A 15,979-nucleotide genomic window follows, 5' to 3' on the forward strand; every position below is an offset into this window, starting at 1 on the left:
AGTTTAAATCTATACCTGTACACTCATTGCTTGATATCGGTTATTAACCGGCACACTCCTACTAAAAATTTCAGAGCTGCTGCATCAAGGGCGACCTTCCAAAAAGTTTACCTAGAAAACTCTCACCAAATGTTTTCTTCTCTTAAAAGCAACTATTCTGTACTCTTCCCTCTCACTTGCTTCACCTATAGTATTATTTTCTTATTTTAGCTAATATCAATGGGAAAATCAACTATAAAATGGATTATTGCACGAATAAGCTTGGTTTATACATATATTATAGAAAAGTAAGGTGCCTGCTTAGCGACGTACGGAGGTGAGAGTAGTCTCGCAAGTCGCTGACACCTGAAACTAGACAACTAAGTGTTTACTTCATTTATATTAATAAAGTTCTTTTTGGTGAATCAAAAATAGATTGAGGTGATAGTTGTATGTCAAGATATTATCGTTACCGTATACCTCCTTGGGCAAGAAAATGCTTATTTATTGCCGAACAAGTTACACTACCATTACTCATATTCCAATTAATTCGCACTATATTTTTACCAACTACATTTGATGTTTTACTTACGTTATTATTAGCTACCATTTTTATTGCATTTTATCTAAAGTGGATTTAGCTTTCACTTATACTTTCATCTAATGGTACCATTTCAAACTCTTCTTCTATAAATTCTGAAAAAGCTACACCAAAAACTAGCTGACGATGATAACGTTGTAATTTAATTACGTAATCAATTGTACTCTTTTCTAACCTAGCCTCAACATAGCTCTCAATTGTACTAAGATAATTGGATGGATTAAGTAAATATATTGTTAGTAATGTTAATTCATGACTTTCTAATTTATTTTCATCTGTATATACTTTTAATTTATCCAACAATAATCGTTTATCCGTATCATGATATAAGGTTTTATCTTGAATGATTGTCGTCAAATCCAATATTGGATGTTCGTAACTAGCATTTTCCCAATTCGTAAAATAAAACTGGTTCCCATGCAATACATGGGAATCTTTTAGTTTCCCGTGGCAAAGACTAACTTTCCACTCTGTTAATTCTTCAAGTGCATCCAGGTATTGATTTAATCTTCTTTCCAATATATAAAACACTTGAACTAGATCACGATATTGTGTACAAACTAACAATTCTACTGGTGACATGAAATGCTGCGCTTCAAAGTGTTCAACATATTTTAAGAGATTTTTTCTTAATTCCAACATATTATTTTTATAAATGAGAAAACTTTCACGTGAACTATCCTGCATTTCTTTTGAAATAGACTGAACCTTTCTTGTTTTTGCATGGATATATCCTATGTTTTGATAGATTTTATCGATGGACTGAGTTCGATTAGTTGATTCAATCCAAGGAGTTAAATAATAGATATCATTCCCATCCATTGAATATAGATTACCTGATGGATTAAGATAGACAGGTAATATATTTTGGAGGTTTTGTGTTTGGGCAGTTCTATATACTTCAAGCCATAAAGGAAGTTTCTCATCGTGTATGGATGCTTTTTTTAAAGCATAGCTCTGATTATTACCTTTTATATAAAAAAGGCGTTCCGTAACTTTATTAATATCTACCGGATAAACATGATAGGATTCTAGTACTCTCCTGATGTTCTCCAAAATTCTCCACCACCTATAGCATCTCCATTAATATACCCCTTGACAATTTGACAAGGGGTATCATTATAATTCATTTAATTATTTACTGGAATATAAAGTAATTGCCCCTCTATTAAATCATCATCTTCTAAACGGTTTTGATTTCGAATGTGTAATGATGAGGTTTCATATTTAGCAGCTATTGTTTCTAATGTATCTTTTTCTTGAACAATGCAAAGTTTAAGCTTGGTAAATTCCTCTTCAGCGTTGCGGAATATATCCGCAAGATACGTTAAATCTGCCTTTTCTGCTCTAGATTCATAGCTCTCATCCGAACTACGTGAATCATCACCTAAGAAGGAAGATGATTCATCCACAACATCGTCCACAATAACATCTACAACCTCAGGCTCTGTATCTTTTTGAAAGAATTCATCAAAAGTCTGGGTTTTTTGCATAAATTTCCAACGATCACTTTCCGGATCTTCGCCAGGAGATTCTAATGTCGGAAGTCGTTCCGGAGAATCTTCTATGTAACTGGAAGATTCGTCTTCTTGCTTAACTTCAAATTCAAATGAATCCTCAGTATTTCTATCCATCAAACTTTCTTCTTCGTTTTCAATACTTTCTACTTCTTCCTCTGCCAATTCCTCTACTTGGCTATTAATGCCATGAATTTCAATTGTGGACCGTAAATAGAGATGATCTGACTCTGGTAATTCATAATCAAATTCAGATATTACCACGGTGACATCATCTAAATTTTCCACACGATAGGACGGGACTGTTATTTCCACTGGGAATCGATGCATAAATTCAGCTCCACCAAATTGAGTATCTGTCACTCTCTCCATATAACGCTTGGAATCATACCCTTCTAAGTACGATTCATCATCTCCATTACTTACTTCTTCGTTTTTTTGATAAGAACCTTGTAATTCTACTACTCCTCTAATAGAAACATAATCGGAAAACTCTTGTATAGAAATTTCAGGTTCTAGGGAAATCCCCATAATTTCAGCGACTTCTTGGCCTTTTTCAAAATAAAGCGATTCATTTAGCTCAAAACGAAATACTGAATTTTCGCTTAACAAGTTAGTTCCTCCCTTCAAAACATGCATGCGATATGCGCTTAGCTATTAATTATCTATATGAGCCAAGGCTATAGGATATGCTAAGTAAGGGAAATATCTTCTGTAAAATACTTTCTTTAAATCTCTCTTATAGTCTCCACGGTGAAAATACACGATAAAAATACCATTTTTCTTATTTTATATAATAAAAAAAGGCCATTCCTGAGTAAAAATCTCAAAATCAGCCTTTTTTCTATATCATTAATTTATTTCAGTGTTGAAAATGCTTTTCTTGCTGCTTGAATAGTTTTTTCAATATCTTCTTCTGTGTGTGTGGTTGAAAGGAATAGTCCTTCGAATTGAGATGGTGGCAAGAAAACACCTTCTTCAATCATTGTTCGGTAATAGTGATTAAAATGTTCTAGATTTGATTTTGACGCTGTAGCAAAGGTAGTAACTGGCTCTTCAGCGAAAAAGATTCCAACCATTGATCCAGCACGATTAATTTGAAGTGGAATATTATAATCTTCTGCAGCTTTCTTATAGCCTTCCACTAATTGATCCACTCTCTTATTCATTTCTTCATAAGAATCTTTTGTGAGCGCATGTAATGTCTCATACCCAGCAGTCATTGCTAATGGGTTACCAGACAAGGTTCCAGCTTGATAGATAGGTCCTGCCGGAGCAACTTGCTGCATAATTTCACGTTTTCCACCATACGCTCCTACTGGTAATCCCCCACCTATAACTTTACCGAGACAAGTTAAATCTGGAGTAACGTCATAATATCCTTGAGCACAATTATAATCCACTCGGAACCCAGTCATAACTTCATCAAATATTAATAGTGAGCCATAATCTTCTGTTATCTTTCTTAAGAATGGTAAGAAATCATTTACAGGTGGAACAACACCCATATTCCCACAAACTGGCTCAGCAATTACTGCTGCGATATTATCGCCATACTTCTCAAAAGCAGTACGGACTCCTTCTTGGTCATTATAGGCAACAGTAATCGTATTTTGAGCAATAGATTTGGGAACTCCAGGACTATCCGGTAATCCAAGTGTCGCCACACCAGAACCAGCCTTAATTAAGAGGGAATCCCCATGGCCATGATAGCTTCCTTCAAACTTTAGGATTAAATCTTTACCAGTAAACCCTCTCGCTAGTCTTAAAGCACTCATAGTAGCCTCTGTACCAGAATTAACCATTCGAACAACTTCAATAGAAGGTACTCTTTCAATAACTAATTTAGCTAATTTATTTTCTAATAAAGTAGGGGCGCCAAAGCTTGTTCCATTTTCGATTACTTCGTGTAACTTTCCGACAACATTATCATCAGCATGTCCTAAAATAAGTGGTCCCCAACTTAAAACATAATCAATATATTCATTTCCATCAATATCTCTTATTTTTGATCCTTTTCCACTTTCCATGAAAATAGGGTCCATTCCAACAGACTTAAACGCTCTAACTGGAGAATTAACACCACCAGGCATTAAATCTACCGCTTCCTTGTATGCATCGATTGATTGATTAAATTGCTTCAATTTATCCACCTCACTATTTAGCTTCTTTTAGCCATTTTGCAACATCTTTAGCAAAATATGAAATAATTAGATCTGCACCTGCACGCTTCATAGATGTTAATTTTTCTAAAACTAATTCTTTTTCATTGATCCAGCCATTTTGAGCTGCAGCTTTAACCATGGAGTATTCTCCACTAACATTATAAGCTACAATTGGCAAATTAAAATGATTACGTACATCACGAACAATATCTAAGTAAGACAATGCTGGTTTTACAATAAGGAAGTCTGCTCCTTCTTCTACGTCGGATTCTGCTTCTCTTAATGCTTCTAAACGGTTAGCAGGATCCATTTGGTATGTTTTGCGGTCTCCAAATTGTGGTGTGCTTTCTGCAGCATCACGGAATGGGCCGTAGAATGCAGAAGCATATTTTACAGCATATGACATGATAGGAATATTTGTATATCCAGCTTCGTCCAAAGCTTCTCTAATTACTCGTACAAACCCATCCATCATATTAGAAGGTGCAATAATATCAGCACCAGCTTCTGCTTGGGAAACAGCAGTTTTTGCAAGTAGTTTTAATGATTCATCATTATCTACATCTTGATTGTTAATTACCCCGCAATGTCCATGAGAAGTGTATTCACATAGACAAGTATCAGCAACAATTAATAGTTCAGGATACTTACTCTTAACTAATCTAGTTGCCTCCTGTACGATACCATGATTATGAAAAGCTCCACTTCCAACTTCATCTTTGTCACTTGGAACTCCAAATAAAATAATCGACTTGATACCTAAATCATCCACTTCATTAACCTCATCCAACAATAGGTCCATGGATACTTGAAATACTCCTGGCATAGATGGTACTTCTTTTTTTATATTCGTTCCTTCTACAACAAACATCGGATAAATAAAGTCTTCTACTCTTAAATGATTTTCCCTAACCATCTGTCTCATCGCATGTGATGAACGTAGGCGACGATGACGTTTAAAATTTGTATTTAATTCCATGTTTTCTGGTCCTCTCTATTGGTAATATCACACATAACACGAATCATGCCCTCTATTGTAAATAATTTAGATGAAATCACGTTAGTTAATCCTAGTTGATTAGCACGTACCTCGGTTGTTGTTCCAATACAAACGACAATTGTATCATTTGGAATTTCAATATTAGAAAGCTTAGCGAAAGCTTCTACTGTTGAGGGACTTGTAAAGGTAATAAAATCAAACATTGTCGTCTCCAGTACTTTTTGTAACTGTTCTCTTGCATCCATATTATAAATTGTTTCGTAGACGACTAATGTTTGATAAATAATCCCCGCTTCACTTAACCCTTTTTCAATAACATCACGTGAACGACTTCCTTGAACTAACAGCACTTGACCAATGTCTTCATATTTTTCAAGAAATTCTTTAACTAACGTTTCGCCATCATATCTGGAAGGAACTATTTCGGCTTGGTAACCATACCTATTTAAGGCTTCCTCCGTTTTATGACCTACCACAGCAATTTTTACATTCGGTATGTGCATACTATTTTTTTCTAGCATATCAAAAAAACAATCTACGCCATTTACACTTGTAAAGAATACCCAATTAAATTTGTCTAAATGACGAAGTTCTTTGATATTTTCCTTGGAACACTTACAAGCTATTTTTAATAACGGGACTTCAACTACCTCAGCCCCATTTTTAAGAAGTTGCTCCGTAAATAGCTTTGCTTGGCTCGCTTCCCGAGTTACCAAAACATTCTTCCCGAATAATGGAAATTCCATTACTTATTTAGCTCCTCTTTTACTTGTTCAATGATTTCCTTAGCACCTTTGCTTAGAAGTTTTTCAGCGGCTTCTTTTCCTACTTGTACAGGATCCGTTCCACGAACAACCTCTTTTAAGATAGTTTTTCCATCAGGTGTCCCTACAAGTACATTTAATACTACTTCCTCATTCTCTAAGTGAGCAAAACCACCAATTGGAATTTGACATCCACCTTCTAGAAGATTTAAATAAGTTCTTTCTGCCGCAATCGTTCTTGCTGTGTAATCATCATTAATTTTAGCTAAAATTGCTCGAACCTCTTCATCATCTTCACGACATTCGATCGCTAATGCCCCTTGTCCAACAGCAGGTACACATATCTCTGGATCTAAGTATTCTGTAATCAATTCTTCACTTAATCCAACACGTTTTAAGCCAGAAACCGCTAGAATAATCGCATCGTAATTCTCTTCCTGCAATTTACGAATTCTAGTCTCAATATTACCCCGAATCCATTTTATTTCGATATCAGGTCTGTTAGCTAGAATTTGCGCTGCACGACGTAGGCTACTTGTTCCAACAATGGCACCATTCGGTAGATCCTTTAACAAAACATGATTGTTCGAAATTAATGCATCACGGTGGTCTTCACGACCTGGTATAGAGGAAATAACTAACCCTTCTGGGAGTACTGCAGGCATATCTTTCATACTATGAACAGCGAAATCGATTTCCTTATCATATAATGCTTTTTCAATTTCTTTAACAAATAAGCCTTTACCACCAACTTTAGACAATGTAACATCAAGGATACGGTCTCCTTTTGTCATTATCTTTTTAACTTCAAATTCGTTTTGTATCCCAGCTTTTTTTAATTCATTAATCACCCAATTTGTCTGTGTTAACGCTAGATTACTTTGTCTGGAACCAACAATAATTTTCCGCATTTTACATCCTCCTAAATATGAAAATTCGATAGACTAGTAAATAAAAAGAAATTAATTATTAATATCAGAAATGCGTAGGTATTATATTTAGCTAAGGTTTTACCTGAAAACCTACGCACAATCCGTAATAGTAAATATATAATGTATACAATTAAAACAAGAATGGAACCCAATGTTTTTACATCGAACCAATAAAACTCCACTTGCTCGGTATAAGCCCATACAAAACCTAATAATATACCAATAAACAATAATGGGACACCGATGGAAATAGTTCGATAGGTAAAGTGATCCAGTCTATTTAAATCTCCCAATCGCCACATCCATTTTAAAGCTTTTTTCTCTTTTAAGAAATGATATTGCACCATGTACATTAAAGAGGTAAGAAAAGAAATAGTAAAAAATCCATATGAAATGATAGCAAATGAAATATGTGCGATTAATATTTCATCAACAAGTTGTATTCCGCTTTTGTCTATTTCTGCCTGTGCCACGAGAGAAACATGCATTAGAAAAATAAAAAATCCAAAGAGATTAATAAAAAAGACAATAAAATTCATTTTAAACAATCGATTCATCCATATTGAAAAAGTCGCTAGTACCCATGCATAAAAATAAAGGCTATCCGCTATAGTAGCAATAGGAAAACTTTTTTCAATCAAGACATGTTGAAACAAAAAAAAGGTTTGCGAGAGCCAAACCATACAAAGTAACCAGAAGGCGAATTTTTTTGCCTTCCGGTTTTGTTGTAGAAAATCAATAAAGAATCCAATAAGACTTAATATATAAATAAATAATATTCCCTCATAGATAAAGCGTACATCGACCATACTACAAATCCTTTACTAATTTAATTCGTAGCGAGCTTACTTACTAAAGGAATCTCATTTTTAAGAGATTGTAAAATTACTTCATTCTTTTCCACTTGTTTTGCAAATTCCTCTTTTACTTCTTCTTCAATACCAAATATATTGATAAATAGTTGCAATGCTTCAGCTGGATTACTTGAACCAGCTAATTCTTTAGCTTGTGTGATTGGCTCTTTCAACAATTGATTAATAATACTTTTTGTATGTTTACTCAGAACTTTTTTCTCACGGTCTGTTAAGTCTGGCATCTTTCTTTCAATACTTTTCATGGTTTCCGCTTGAATAGAAAGAGCTTTATTTCTTAGGGCAGAAATTACTGGAACTACCCCTAATGTTTTTAACCATTCTTTAAACGTAATAATTTCTTTTTCCAATAATATTTCAATTTGTTCTGCAGCTTTTTTCCGTGATTCTAGATTTTCATCAACGATATGTTGAAGGTCATCAATATCATAAAGAAATACATTATCCATCTTACTAATTGCGGGATCTATATCCCTAGGAACAGCTATGTCAACCAAAAATAGAGCTTTTCCTTTTCGCTTCTTCTGAATGGATTGCAACATTTCATTGGTAATAACATATTCCTTTGAGCCAGTTGAACTAATTAAGATATCTGTATGGACTAAAACCTGAGTAAGATGATCAAGTTGTTCAGCTTTTGCATTAAATTGCTCTGCTAAATCCTTCGCTTTTTCTAGTGTACGGTTTACCACAGTAATATTTGCTGCACCTGAGCCTTGTAAGTTCTTCGCTGCTAACTCACCCATTTTACCCGCTCCAAGTATAACAACATGCTTATCTTCTAATGTTCCAAAGACTTTTTTCGCAAGTTCGACAGCAGCATAACTAACAGAAACTGCATTTTCACCTATAGCTGTTTCTTTCTGTGCTCTTTTTGCAAACGTAATTGCCTGTTTAAATAATTCATTGAAAACAGTTCCTGTTGCTTTTATCTCCTGAGAAGCTAAAAAAGCATTTTTCACTTGACCTAGGATCTGTGTTTCTCCAAGTACCATGGAATCAAGACCTGATGAAACTCTAAATAAATGCTCTAAAGCCCCATCATCTTCAGTAATTCGCAAAAAGGAAGAAAAATCTTCTTTATCCGTTCCGAACCAATCAGCAAGAAATTGCTTAATATAATAACGACCTGTATGTACTTGGTCGACTACAGCATAGACTTCTGTACGGTTACATGTCGAAACAATAACGTTTTCCAAAATACTTTTTTGTTTCTTTAATTCTCTCATAGCATCCTGAAGAGAGTTTTCTGAGAAAGTCAGTTTTTCTCTAATTTCAACAGGAGCTGTTTTATAATTTAAACCAACTTTTAAAATATGCACCTTATCTCTCCTCCAAAAGTTAAGCGGTTCAATTATGTTTGAACATAATAACGGTATCTTATTATTATAACATAGTAATATCTTTACATTTTTTACTTTTGTGAACAGATTTTGAAACTATATGCTATTATAAATATAAATACAGATGTACTCTAACATACCATAGTATGAGAAGCAAGCAAACTTTACTATATGGTATTTCTATAGATACGAGAGGTGAAAACAATGAAAAATAAAAATACATTAACTGCCTATTTGTTAATTGGTATCGGACTTTATTTTTTACTTAGACAATTAAAGCTTCCAATTTTTACAGACTTTTATTCTTGGCCAACGATATTAATTATTATTGGCATTGCACTGTTAATCTATAGCTTTCAGGCAAAAGATTATAATTCATTATTTAGTGGTACACTTCTTTTTGGTCTCGGTATTCATTTCCATGGAATTAAACATTATGGATTTTGGATTGATCACTGGGCTATGTATCCACTCATTGTTGGTACCGCATTTCTAGTACGTTATGTTAAAACAAAACAAGGATTATTCCCCGGACTCATCTTAATAGTTCTTTCATGTATTTTCATTTTTTCCATTAATATTCCATCTTGGTTTAACTGGATACATGATGTTGTCGACTTCATTGATGTATATTGGCCGATTGTTTTGGTTGTAATTGGAATATATCTTCTGAAAAAAAAGAAGTAACAGCATAACATTTTGCAGGCGGAATGAAGGACACTAATATAAGAGTAGCAATTATGGGTAGCTTGAATCAGAATACATAGTTGATGAAAAATTCGCAGTTACATTTCTGCTAAATTTTTTAGGAAATACACGGAGACTCCTCTAAAAAGAAGAACGCTTTTTCTTCGTGCGATGTATCGCTTCCGAAGTATTCCTTGTCCTGCGGGAGGATAGGCATAGCTGAGACCCCATAGTGAGGGCACTACTTGAATATGCTTCTTAGTTCCCTTGCGCCGAGAAAGCCTGCTTCGAAGCGTTACTAGAAGTCGCAGGCGCACTCTTTTCAGCGCGAGGAGACTCACCAGCCGCCTTAGGATGCGCGGAGTGTATTTCCGGAGCGGAGTTAGATGCTCACACAAAGTCCCTGGTACTTCGCAGTTTATACATAAACGGAAATAGCTAAAAGGAGAAATCCCAACTAATACATAGTTGAGATTTCTCCTAAAAAAACACGTTATAATATAGAACCTAAAAATTCTTTTGTTCGTTGTTCTTTCGGATGGTCAAATAATTCTTGAGGTCTTCCATATTCAACAATTTTTCCATCGTGCATGTACATAACCCAATCTCCTACCTCGCGAGCAAATCCCATCTCATGTGTTACAACAACCATCGTCATACCTTCATCAGCCAATTCTTTCATTGTAGTTAAAACTTCTCCAACCAATTCAGGGTCAAGAGCCGAAGTTGGTTCATCAAATAACATAACTTCAGGTTTCATTGCTAGTGACCTTGCAATAGCCACTCTCTGCTTTTGGCCACCTGACAATGTTGATGGATACGCATCATACTTATCTCCAAGTCCAACCTTATTTAATAATGCTTTTCCTTCTTCAATCGCATTATTTTTAGGTGTTCTCTTTACTATAATAGGTGCTTCAATAACATTTTCTAACACCGTCTTATGAGGAAAAAGATTAAAATGTTGAAATACCATGCCAACCCTTTGCCGTATTTCATTTAAATTATGAGTTTCTTTTTCAACTTGTTCCCCTTCAATAAATATTCTTCCATCATCTTTAAATTCAAGGAAATTTAAGCAACGTAATAGTGTGCTTTTTCCAGAACCACTTGCACCAATGAGAACAACAACATTACTCTCCTCAACCCGTAAATCAACATTTTTCAATACATGTAATTCCCCAAAAGCTTTATTTAATTTCTCTACTCGTACCATTTCTTTATTAGCCATAACACGACCTCCTTAGTCACTTCTCGCTAGTCTTTTTTCAATTCTATTTACAATGACTGAAAGAACTAGAACAATAAATAAATAGTAAACAGCAGCAACAGAATAGAAGGTTAGGAAATCGAATGAATTTGATCCTAGTGAGCTAGAGACACCAAATAATTCTTGAGCCCCGATAAAAGAAACTAAAGAAGAGTCTTTTATCCCAATGATGAACTGGTTCCCTAGAGAAGGAACAGCTCTACGAAACGCCTGTGGTAGAATAATTTTCCTCATCGTTTGTACCTTCGTCATACCAAGTGATCTTCCTGCTTCCATTTGACCTTTTTCAATTGACTGTATCGATCCCCGGATAATCTCTGCAATATACGCTCCACTGTGGACAGCTAATCCTATGGCACCAGCCCAAAATGCGTTGATAAGTACTATTTCAGTTATTCCGTAATACAACACAAAAATCTGAACGATTAATGGAGTTCCCCTAATAATCCAAATATAAGCATCCGCAATCCATTCAAGTGGTTTGATAGTAGAAATTTTAAGAATAGCAAAGAACAATCCTATAATTAAAGCTATTAACAATGAAGCTGTAGAAAGGTATAGTGTAATCTTTAGCCCTTCCATGAACAATGGAAGGCTTTCGATAAATACGTCAAGAATGTGGGACAACGTGTGACAACTCCTTAAGTTTTATGCATTTTTATATAAATGCCTATTCTAGTTCTTCTGGCTTCTGAGTTATATCAACACCAATCCATTCTTCTGACAGTGTAGCTAGTTCACCACTATCTTTTAACTCTTGAAGTGCTTGATTAATTGCTTCTAGCAAAGCTTCATTTTCTTTATTGATTGCAATAGCTTGTTCACTTACTCCTAATTGTCCACGATTTTCAATTTCTAGACCATTTTGAATTGCCGTTTGGCCTGTAATATCGTCCGTAATTACTGCATCATGATGTCCTTTCGCTAAAGACTGCAGTGCTACAACATCACTATCCACCTGTGGGATATTATCCGTATAGTTCCCTGCCATCTCTACATAGGTTGAACCCCTAGAAACGGATATTTCTTTCCCTTTCAAATCATCCACTGATTGGATATCACTATCTGGTCTAGTATAGATTACAGGGCCGGAATAATAATAGGCTTCAGAAAAATTAACCTTCTCAAGTCTTTCATCTGTAATCGTATGACTAGCAACTGCAATATCATAACGTCCTTCATTTACGCCAGTCACAATTCCAGAGAATTTTGCTTTTTGTTGAACTGCTTCAAGTCCAAGCTTCTCAGCTATCGCTTCTGCGACAGCAATATCGTAGCCGATCATTTCATTTCCTTCCATATAACTAAACGGTTTAAACTCACCAGATGCAGCAAAGATGAGTTTTCCTTCTTCAATAAGGCCATATTCTGAACCAGCATTATTGGCATCACTGTTTTCGGCTTTATCTATTGGATCACCATCCTTAGATTCTTCCGTTCCACATGCAGCTAGTACCGCTATAAACAACACGAAAAAAAGTTTAATTTTCAGTTTTCTCATAAGATATGTAATTCCTCTCCTCATTTTTTTGAAAATGATGCATATCATTTCCTTCTTTAAAAGTATAACAAGATATTAAGATGACAACTAATTTCAAATAATTTGATTAGTAAGAATATGTCGGAGGTTAGACCCATATTAGTTATATAACTATAAAATCCTTATAAATACTTGTTGATACTCCATTAGGCTCTGGAATCATCAAAATTAGTGAAAATATTCACTTTTTTTGAGGGGGATTTACGGGTTAAATTTATTGGTTCAAAACTAAAAAAGACCAAATCGTAATGATTTGATCTTCTCTAATACTGATTATAAGTATTTCTTCAGTATGCCCCATGCTTCGTCTTTACCTTCACCAGTCTCAGATGAGAACGGTAATACTAAATCACCTTTTTCAACTTGTAACGTATTTATTGTCCTTTTTAAATGACTCGCACGTTTCCCTTTTGGTATTTTATCCATTTTAGTCGCTACTACAATGACAGGAAGTTCAAAATGCTTTAGGAAATCATACATTTGAATGTCATCCCTTGTTGGCTCATGACGAATATCCGTAATTAGAAGGACTGCTTTAAGCGTATCTCTTGTTTGGAAATATTCCTCCATCATCTTGCCCCATTTTTCACGTTCCGTCTTGGATACTTTGGCATAGCCATAACCAGGAACATCCACAAAGTAAAAAGCATCATTAATTCGATAAAAATTTAATGTTTGTGTTTTACCTGGTTTTGATGATGTTCTAGCCAATGCTTTACGATTAATTAACTTATTAATAAAAGATGATTTCCCAACGTTTGATCGACCTGCTAGCGCAATTTCAGGTAGTTGGTCATTAGGGTATTGCTTTTTACTTACGGCACTAATTACAATTTCTGCATTTGTTACTTTCATGTTACTCCTCCACTAAAGCATGCTTTAAGACTTGGTCCAAATGATTGACCGGAATAAATGTGAGATCTTTGATTACACTTTTTGGTATATCATCTAAATCTTTTTTATTTTCTTCAGGGAAAATAATGGTGGTAATACCCGCACGATGGGCACTTAATGACTTTTCCTTTAAACCACCTATTGGTAGAACACGTCCTCTTAATGTAATCTCTCCAGTCATTGCAACTTCCTTCTTAACAGCCCGATTAGAAAGTGCGGAAACAAGAGCCGTTGCCATTGTTATCCCCGCGGATGGACCATCTTTTGGTGTTGCTCCCTCAGGAACATGAATATGAATATCATATTTCTCGTGAAAATCAGGATTGATTCCAAGTTCTTCTGCTCTGGAACGAATATAACTGAAAGCAGCTTGTGCGGACTCCCTCATAACATCTCCTAATTTTCCAGTTAAGGTTAGTTTACCTTTACCAGGATAGTGGGAAACCTCTATCGATAAAGTATCACCACCTGCTGTTGTATAAGCAAGACCAGTCGCTGCACCAATTTGGTCTTCCGTCTCCATCTGTCCATAACGAAAAATTGGCTTTCCTAACAATTCTTCTAGACTCTTCTCGGTCACAACAACACGCTTTTTCTCATCTGAGACAATTAATTTAGCCGCTTTTCGGCAGATTTTAGCAATTTGTCTTTCAAGTGTACGTACACCAGCTTCCCTAGTATACAGCCGTATTACTTTTAATAAAGCCTCATCACGAATTTGCAAATTGCCTTTCTTTAATCCATTTTCTTTTAATTGTTTTAGAACAAGATGTTCTTTTGCTATATGAAGCTTTTCGAATTCGGTATAACCAGAAAGGGAAATAAGCTCCATACGGTCTAGAAGTGGACCCGGTATATTATTCACATAGTTTGCCGTTGCTATGAATAGTACATTTGATAAATCATATGGCTCTTCAATAAAATGATCACTAAAACTATTATTCTGCTCCGGATCTAACACCTCAAGCATGGCAGAAGAGGGATCACCCCGGAAATCATTTGACATTTTATCTATTTCATCTAATAAGAAAACAGGATTAACGGTTTTAGCTTTACGCATCCCTTGAATAATTCGACCTGGCATAGCACCAATATAGGTTCTTCTATGGCCACGAATCTCTGCTTCATCACGTACCCCACCTAAGGAGATACGAACAAAATTCCGATTGACCGATTTTGCGATAGATTTAGCCAAAGAGGTTTTCCCAACCCCAGGAGGCCCCACTAAGCAAAGAATTGGTCCCTTAATAGAATTCGTTAGCTTTTGAACTGCAAGATATTCTATAATTCTTTCCTTTACTTTATCAAGACCATAATGATCTTGGTCAAGTATCTCTTCTGCATATTTAATTTCTATCGTATCCTGTGATTTTTCAGTCCATGGTAAGGATAATAGCCATTCTAGATAGTTGCGAATAACTGCACTCTCAGCTGAGGATTGCGGGACTTTATCATAACGAGCTAATTCCTTTAACGCTACTTCCCTAATTCGATCAGGCATATCCGATTTATCAATCTTTTCTCGTAAATCACTTACTTCACCAGACTTGCCATCCTTATCTCCAAGCTCTTTTTGAATGGCCTTCATTTGCTCACGGAGATAATACTCTTTCTGAGTCTTCTCCATGGATGACTTTACACGTTGTCCAATTTTCTTCTCTAAATCCAACACTTTCTTTTCATTTGAGATTAATTGGATTAAGTGTTGGAGTCTTTCCTGTGTATTCAACATCTCAAGTAAATCTTGCTTTTCTTTTAACTTGAGAGAAAGGTGCGAAGTAATTATATCAGCTAATCTACCAGGTTCCTCAATATCGCTTACTGTTGTAAAGGTTTCCTTAGTAACTTTTCTAGAGACTTTAACGTATTGTTCAAAAAGCTTCAATATGTTTCGCATTAATGCCTCTTCTTCTATTGGATTACCGTATTCTTCCTCTAAATCTTGAACTTCAACTATGAATTCCTCTTCCTGATCAATAAATCTAATTATTTCTCCTCGTTTTAACCCTTCTACAAGTACACGGAATGTTCCATTTGGGAGCTTAAGCATTTGTTTTACTTTTGCTAATGTACCTATTCGATATATTTCTTCAGGGCTTGGCTCATTGATGCTTACCTTTTTTTGAGCTGCAAGAAAAATGATTTGATCATCTACCATTGCTTTTTCTATTGCAGCAATAGATTTATCTCTACCTACGTCTAAGTGAAGTACCATTGTTGGAAATACTAATATACCTCGTAATGGAAGGAGGGGAACTTGTTTTAATTCTTTTGTCATATGTATGTACCTCCAAACATGAAAAGTTTCATTTAAGAATTATGTATTTATTCTTAAATTCTATAGAAGTGATTTTAGTTTGTAAAATAAATGAGATTCTTTGTTAGTTTACCCTTTGATTTCTTAACTAATTCCTT

At 35.1% G+C, this 15,979-nt stretch carries 15 protein-coding genes and 1 other annotated feature (1 of these 16 running past the window's edge); of the genes, 2 read left to right on the forward strand and 13 right to left on the reverse strand.

Features of this window, described 5'->3' with window-relative positions; genetic code table 11:
• Positions 1–185, reverse strand: a binding site (T-box leader) (it extends 47 nt beyond the left edge of the window).
• Between the two features lie 246 nt (positions 186–431).
• On the forward strand, positions 432–620 hold the full coding sequence (locus tag K332_RS0104305; protein ID WP_026906341.1) for a hypothetical protein: 189 nt from the start codon (positions 432–434) through the stop codon (positions 618–620).
• Here K332_RS0104305 and K332_RS0104310 read toward each other — a convergent pair.
• The 8 genes from K332_RS0104310 to hemA form a co-directional block, all read right to left on the reverse strand.
• Complete coding sequence (locus K332_RS0104310; protein WP_026906342.1) at positions 617–1,636, reverse strand: protein kinase family protein; 1,020 nt, start codon at positions 1,634–1,636, stop codon at positions 617–619. The two genes, K332_RS0104305 and K332_RS0104310, sit on opposite strands and share 4 nt — an antisense overlap.
• A 74-nt stretch (positions 1,637–1,710) precedes the next feature.
• Entirely contained in the window at positions 1,711–2,709 is a 999-nt protein-coding gene (gene spoVID / locus K332_RS0104315) for a stage VI sporulation protein D (RefSeq protein ID WP_026906343.1), read from the reverse strand.
• A gap of 245 nt (positions 2,710–2,954) precedes the next feature.
• Positions 2,955–4,241 carry a glutamate-1-semialdehyde 2,1-aminomutase gene (gene hemL, locus K332_RS0104320; protein ID WP_026906344.1) on the reverse strand — a complete coding sequence of 429 codons (1,287 nt, stop codon included), beginning with the start codon at positions 4,239–4,241 and terminating at the stop codon, positions 2,955–2,957.
• A 13-nt stretch (positions 4,242–4,254) separates the two neighbouring features.
• A complete protein-coding gene (hemB, locus tag K332_RS0104325; protein WP_026906345.1) occupies positions 4,255–5,241 on the reverse strand; it encodes a porphobilinogen synthase in 987 nt (328 codons plus the stop codon).
• On the reverse strand, positions 5,232–6,008 hold the full coding sequence (locus K332_RS0104330; RefSeq protein ID WP_026906346.1) for a uroporphyrinogen-III synthase: 777 nt from the start codon (positions 6,006–6,008) through the stop codon (positions 5,232–5,234). Before K332_RS0104330 ends, hemB begins: the two co-directional genes overlap by 10 nt.
• Positions 6,008–6,937 (reverse strand): hydroxymethylbilane synthase, encoded by a 930-nt coding sequence (hemC, locus tag K332_RS0104335; RefSeq protein WP_026906347.1) that lies wholly within the window; start codon positions 6,935–6,937, stop codon positions 6,008–6,010. Before hemC ends, K332_RS0104330 begins: the two co-directional genes overlap by 1 nt.
• A gap of 11 nt (positions 6,938–6,948) precedes the next feature.
• Positions 6,949–7,767: a cytochrome C assembly family protein gene (locus K332_RS0104340; RefSeq protein WP_026906348.1), complete on the reverse strand. Its 819-nt coding sequence runs from the start codon at positions 7,765–7,767 to the stop codon at positions 6,949–6,951.
• A 20-nt stretch (positions 7,768–7,787) separates the two neighbouring features.
• Complete coding sequence (gene hemA / locus K332_RS0104345) at positions 7,788–9,152, reverse strand: glutamyl-tRNA reductase (protein WP_026906349.1); 1,365 nt, start codon at positions 9,150–9,152, stop codon at positions 7,788–7,790.
• A 225-nt stretch (positions 9,153–9,377) separates the two neighbouring features.
• Between hemA and K332_RS0104350 the strand changes: the two genes are divergently transcribed.
• Positions 9,378–9,860, forward strand: coding sequence for a LiaI-LiaF-like domain-containing protein (locus tag K332_RS0104350; protein WP_026906350.1), 483 nt, complete (start codon positions 9,378–9,380; stop codon positions 9,858–9,860).
• A gap of 493 nt (positions 9,861–10,353) precedes the next feature.
• On the opposite strand, the gene K332_RS0104355 is transcribed toward K332_RS0104350, so the two are convergent.
• The 5 genes from K332_RS0104355 to lon form a co-directional block, all read right to left on the reverse strand.
• On the reverse strand, positions 10,354–11,091 hold the full coding sequence (locus tag K332_RS0104355; protein WP_026906351.1) for an amino acid ABC transporter ATP-binding protein: 738 nt from the start codon (positions 11,089–11,091) through the stop codon (positions 10,354–10,356).
• Between the two features lie 12 nt (positions 11,092–11,103).
• On the reverse strand, positions 11,104–11,712 hold the full coding sequence (locus K332_RS0104360) for an amino acid ABC transporter permease (protein ID WP_051359350.1): 609 nt from the start codon (positions 11,710–11,712) through the stop codon (positions 11,104–11,106).
• 88 nt (positions 11,713–11,800) lie between these two features.
• Positions 11,801–12,631, reverse strand: a complete 831-nt coding sequence (locus K332_RS0104365; protein ID WP_026906353.1) for a transporter substrate-binding domain-containing protein — start codon at positions 12,629–12,631, stop codon at positions 11,801–11,803.
• A 312-nt stretch (positions 12,632–12,943) separates the two neighbouring features.
• Complete coding sequence (gene yihA / locus K332_RS0104370) at positions 12,944–13,525, reverse strand: ribosome biogenesis GTP-binding protein YihA/YsxC (RefSeq protein WP_026906354.1); 582 nt, start codon at positions 13,523–13,525, stop codon at positions 12,944–12,946.
• A gap of 1 nt (position 13,526) precedes the next feature.
• Complete coding sequence (gene lon / locus K332_RS0104375; protein ID WP_026906355.1) at positions 13,527–15,842, reverse strand: endopeptidase La; 2,316 nt, start codon at positions 15,840–15,842, stop codon at positions 13,527–13,529.
• Positions 15,843–15,979: the final 137 nt, after the last annotated feature.

The sequence above is a fragment of the Paucisalibacillus globulus DSM 18846 genome (assembly GCF_000482485.1).
GTDB classification, from domain to species: Bacteria; Bacillota; Bacilli; order Bacillales; family Amphibacillaceae; genus Ornithinibacillus; species Ornithinibacillus globulus.

What these genes read in the sequence shown, in the direction of transcription:
- K332_RS0104305 (WP_026906341.1), top strand. Translation starts at nt 432, where the DNA reads ATGTCAAGATATTATCGTTACCGTATACCTCCTTGGGCAAGAAAATGC.
- hemB (WP_026906345.1), bottom strand. Translation starts at nt 5,241, where the DNA reads ATGGAATTAAATACAAATTTTAAACGTCATCGTCGCCTACGTTCATCA.
- K332_RS0104330 (WP_026906346.1), bottom strand. Translation starts at nt 6,008, where the DNA reads ATGGAATTTCCATTATTCGGGAAGAATGTTTTGGTAACTCGGGAAGCG.
- hemC (WP_026906347.1), bottom strand. Translation starts at nt 6,937, where the DNA reads ATGCGGAAAATTATTGTTGGTTCCAGACAAAGTAATCTAGCGTTAACA.
- K332_RS0104340 (WP_026906348.1), bottom strand. Translation starts at nt 7,767, where the DNA reads ATGGTCGATGTACGCTTTATCTATGAGGGAATATTATTTATTTATATA.
- K332_RS0104350 (WP_026906350.1), top strand. Translation starts at nt 9,378, where the DNA reads ATGAAAAATAAAAATACATTAACTGCCTATTTGTTAATTGGTATCGGA.
- K332_RS0104355 (WP_026906351.1), bottom strand. Translation starts at nt 11,091, where the DNA reads ATGGCTAATAAAGAAATGGTACGAGTAGAGAAATTAAATAAAGCTTTT.
- K332_RS0104360 (WP_051359350.1), bottom strand. Translation starts at nt 11,712, where the DNA reads ATGGAAGGGCTAAAGATTACACTATACCTTTCTACAGCTTCATTGTTA.
- K332_RS0104365 (WP_026906353.1), bottom strand. Translation starts at nt 12,631, where the DNA reads ATGAGAAAACTGAAAATTAAACTTTTTTTCGTGTTGTTTATAGCGGTA.
- yihA (WP_026906354.1), bottom strand. Translation starts at nt 13,525, where the DNA reads ATGAAAGTAACAAATGCAGAAATTGTAATTAGTGCCGTAAGTAAAAAG.
- lon (WP_026906355.1), bottom strand. Translation starts at nt 15,842, where the DNA reads ATGACAAAAGAATTAAAACAAGTTCCCCTCCTTCCATTACGAGGTATA.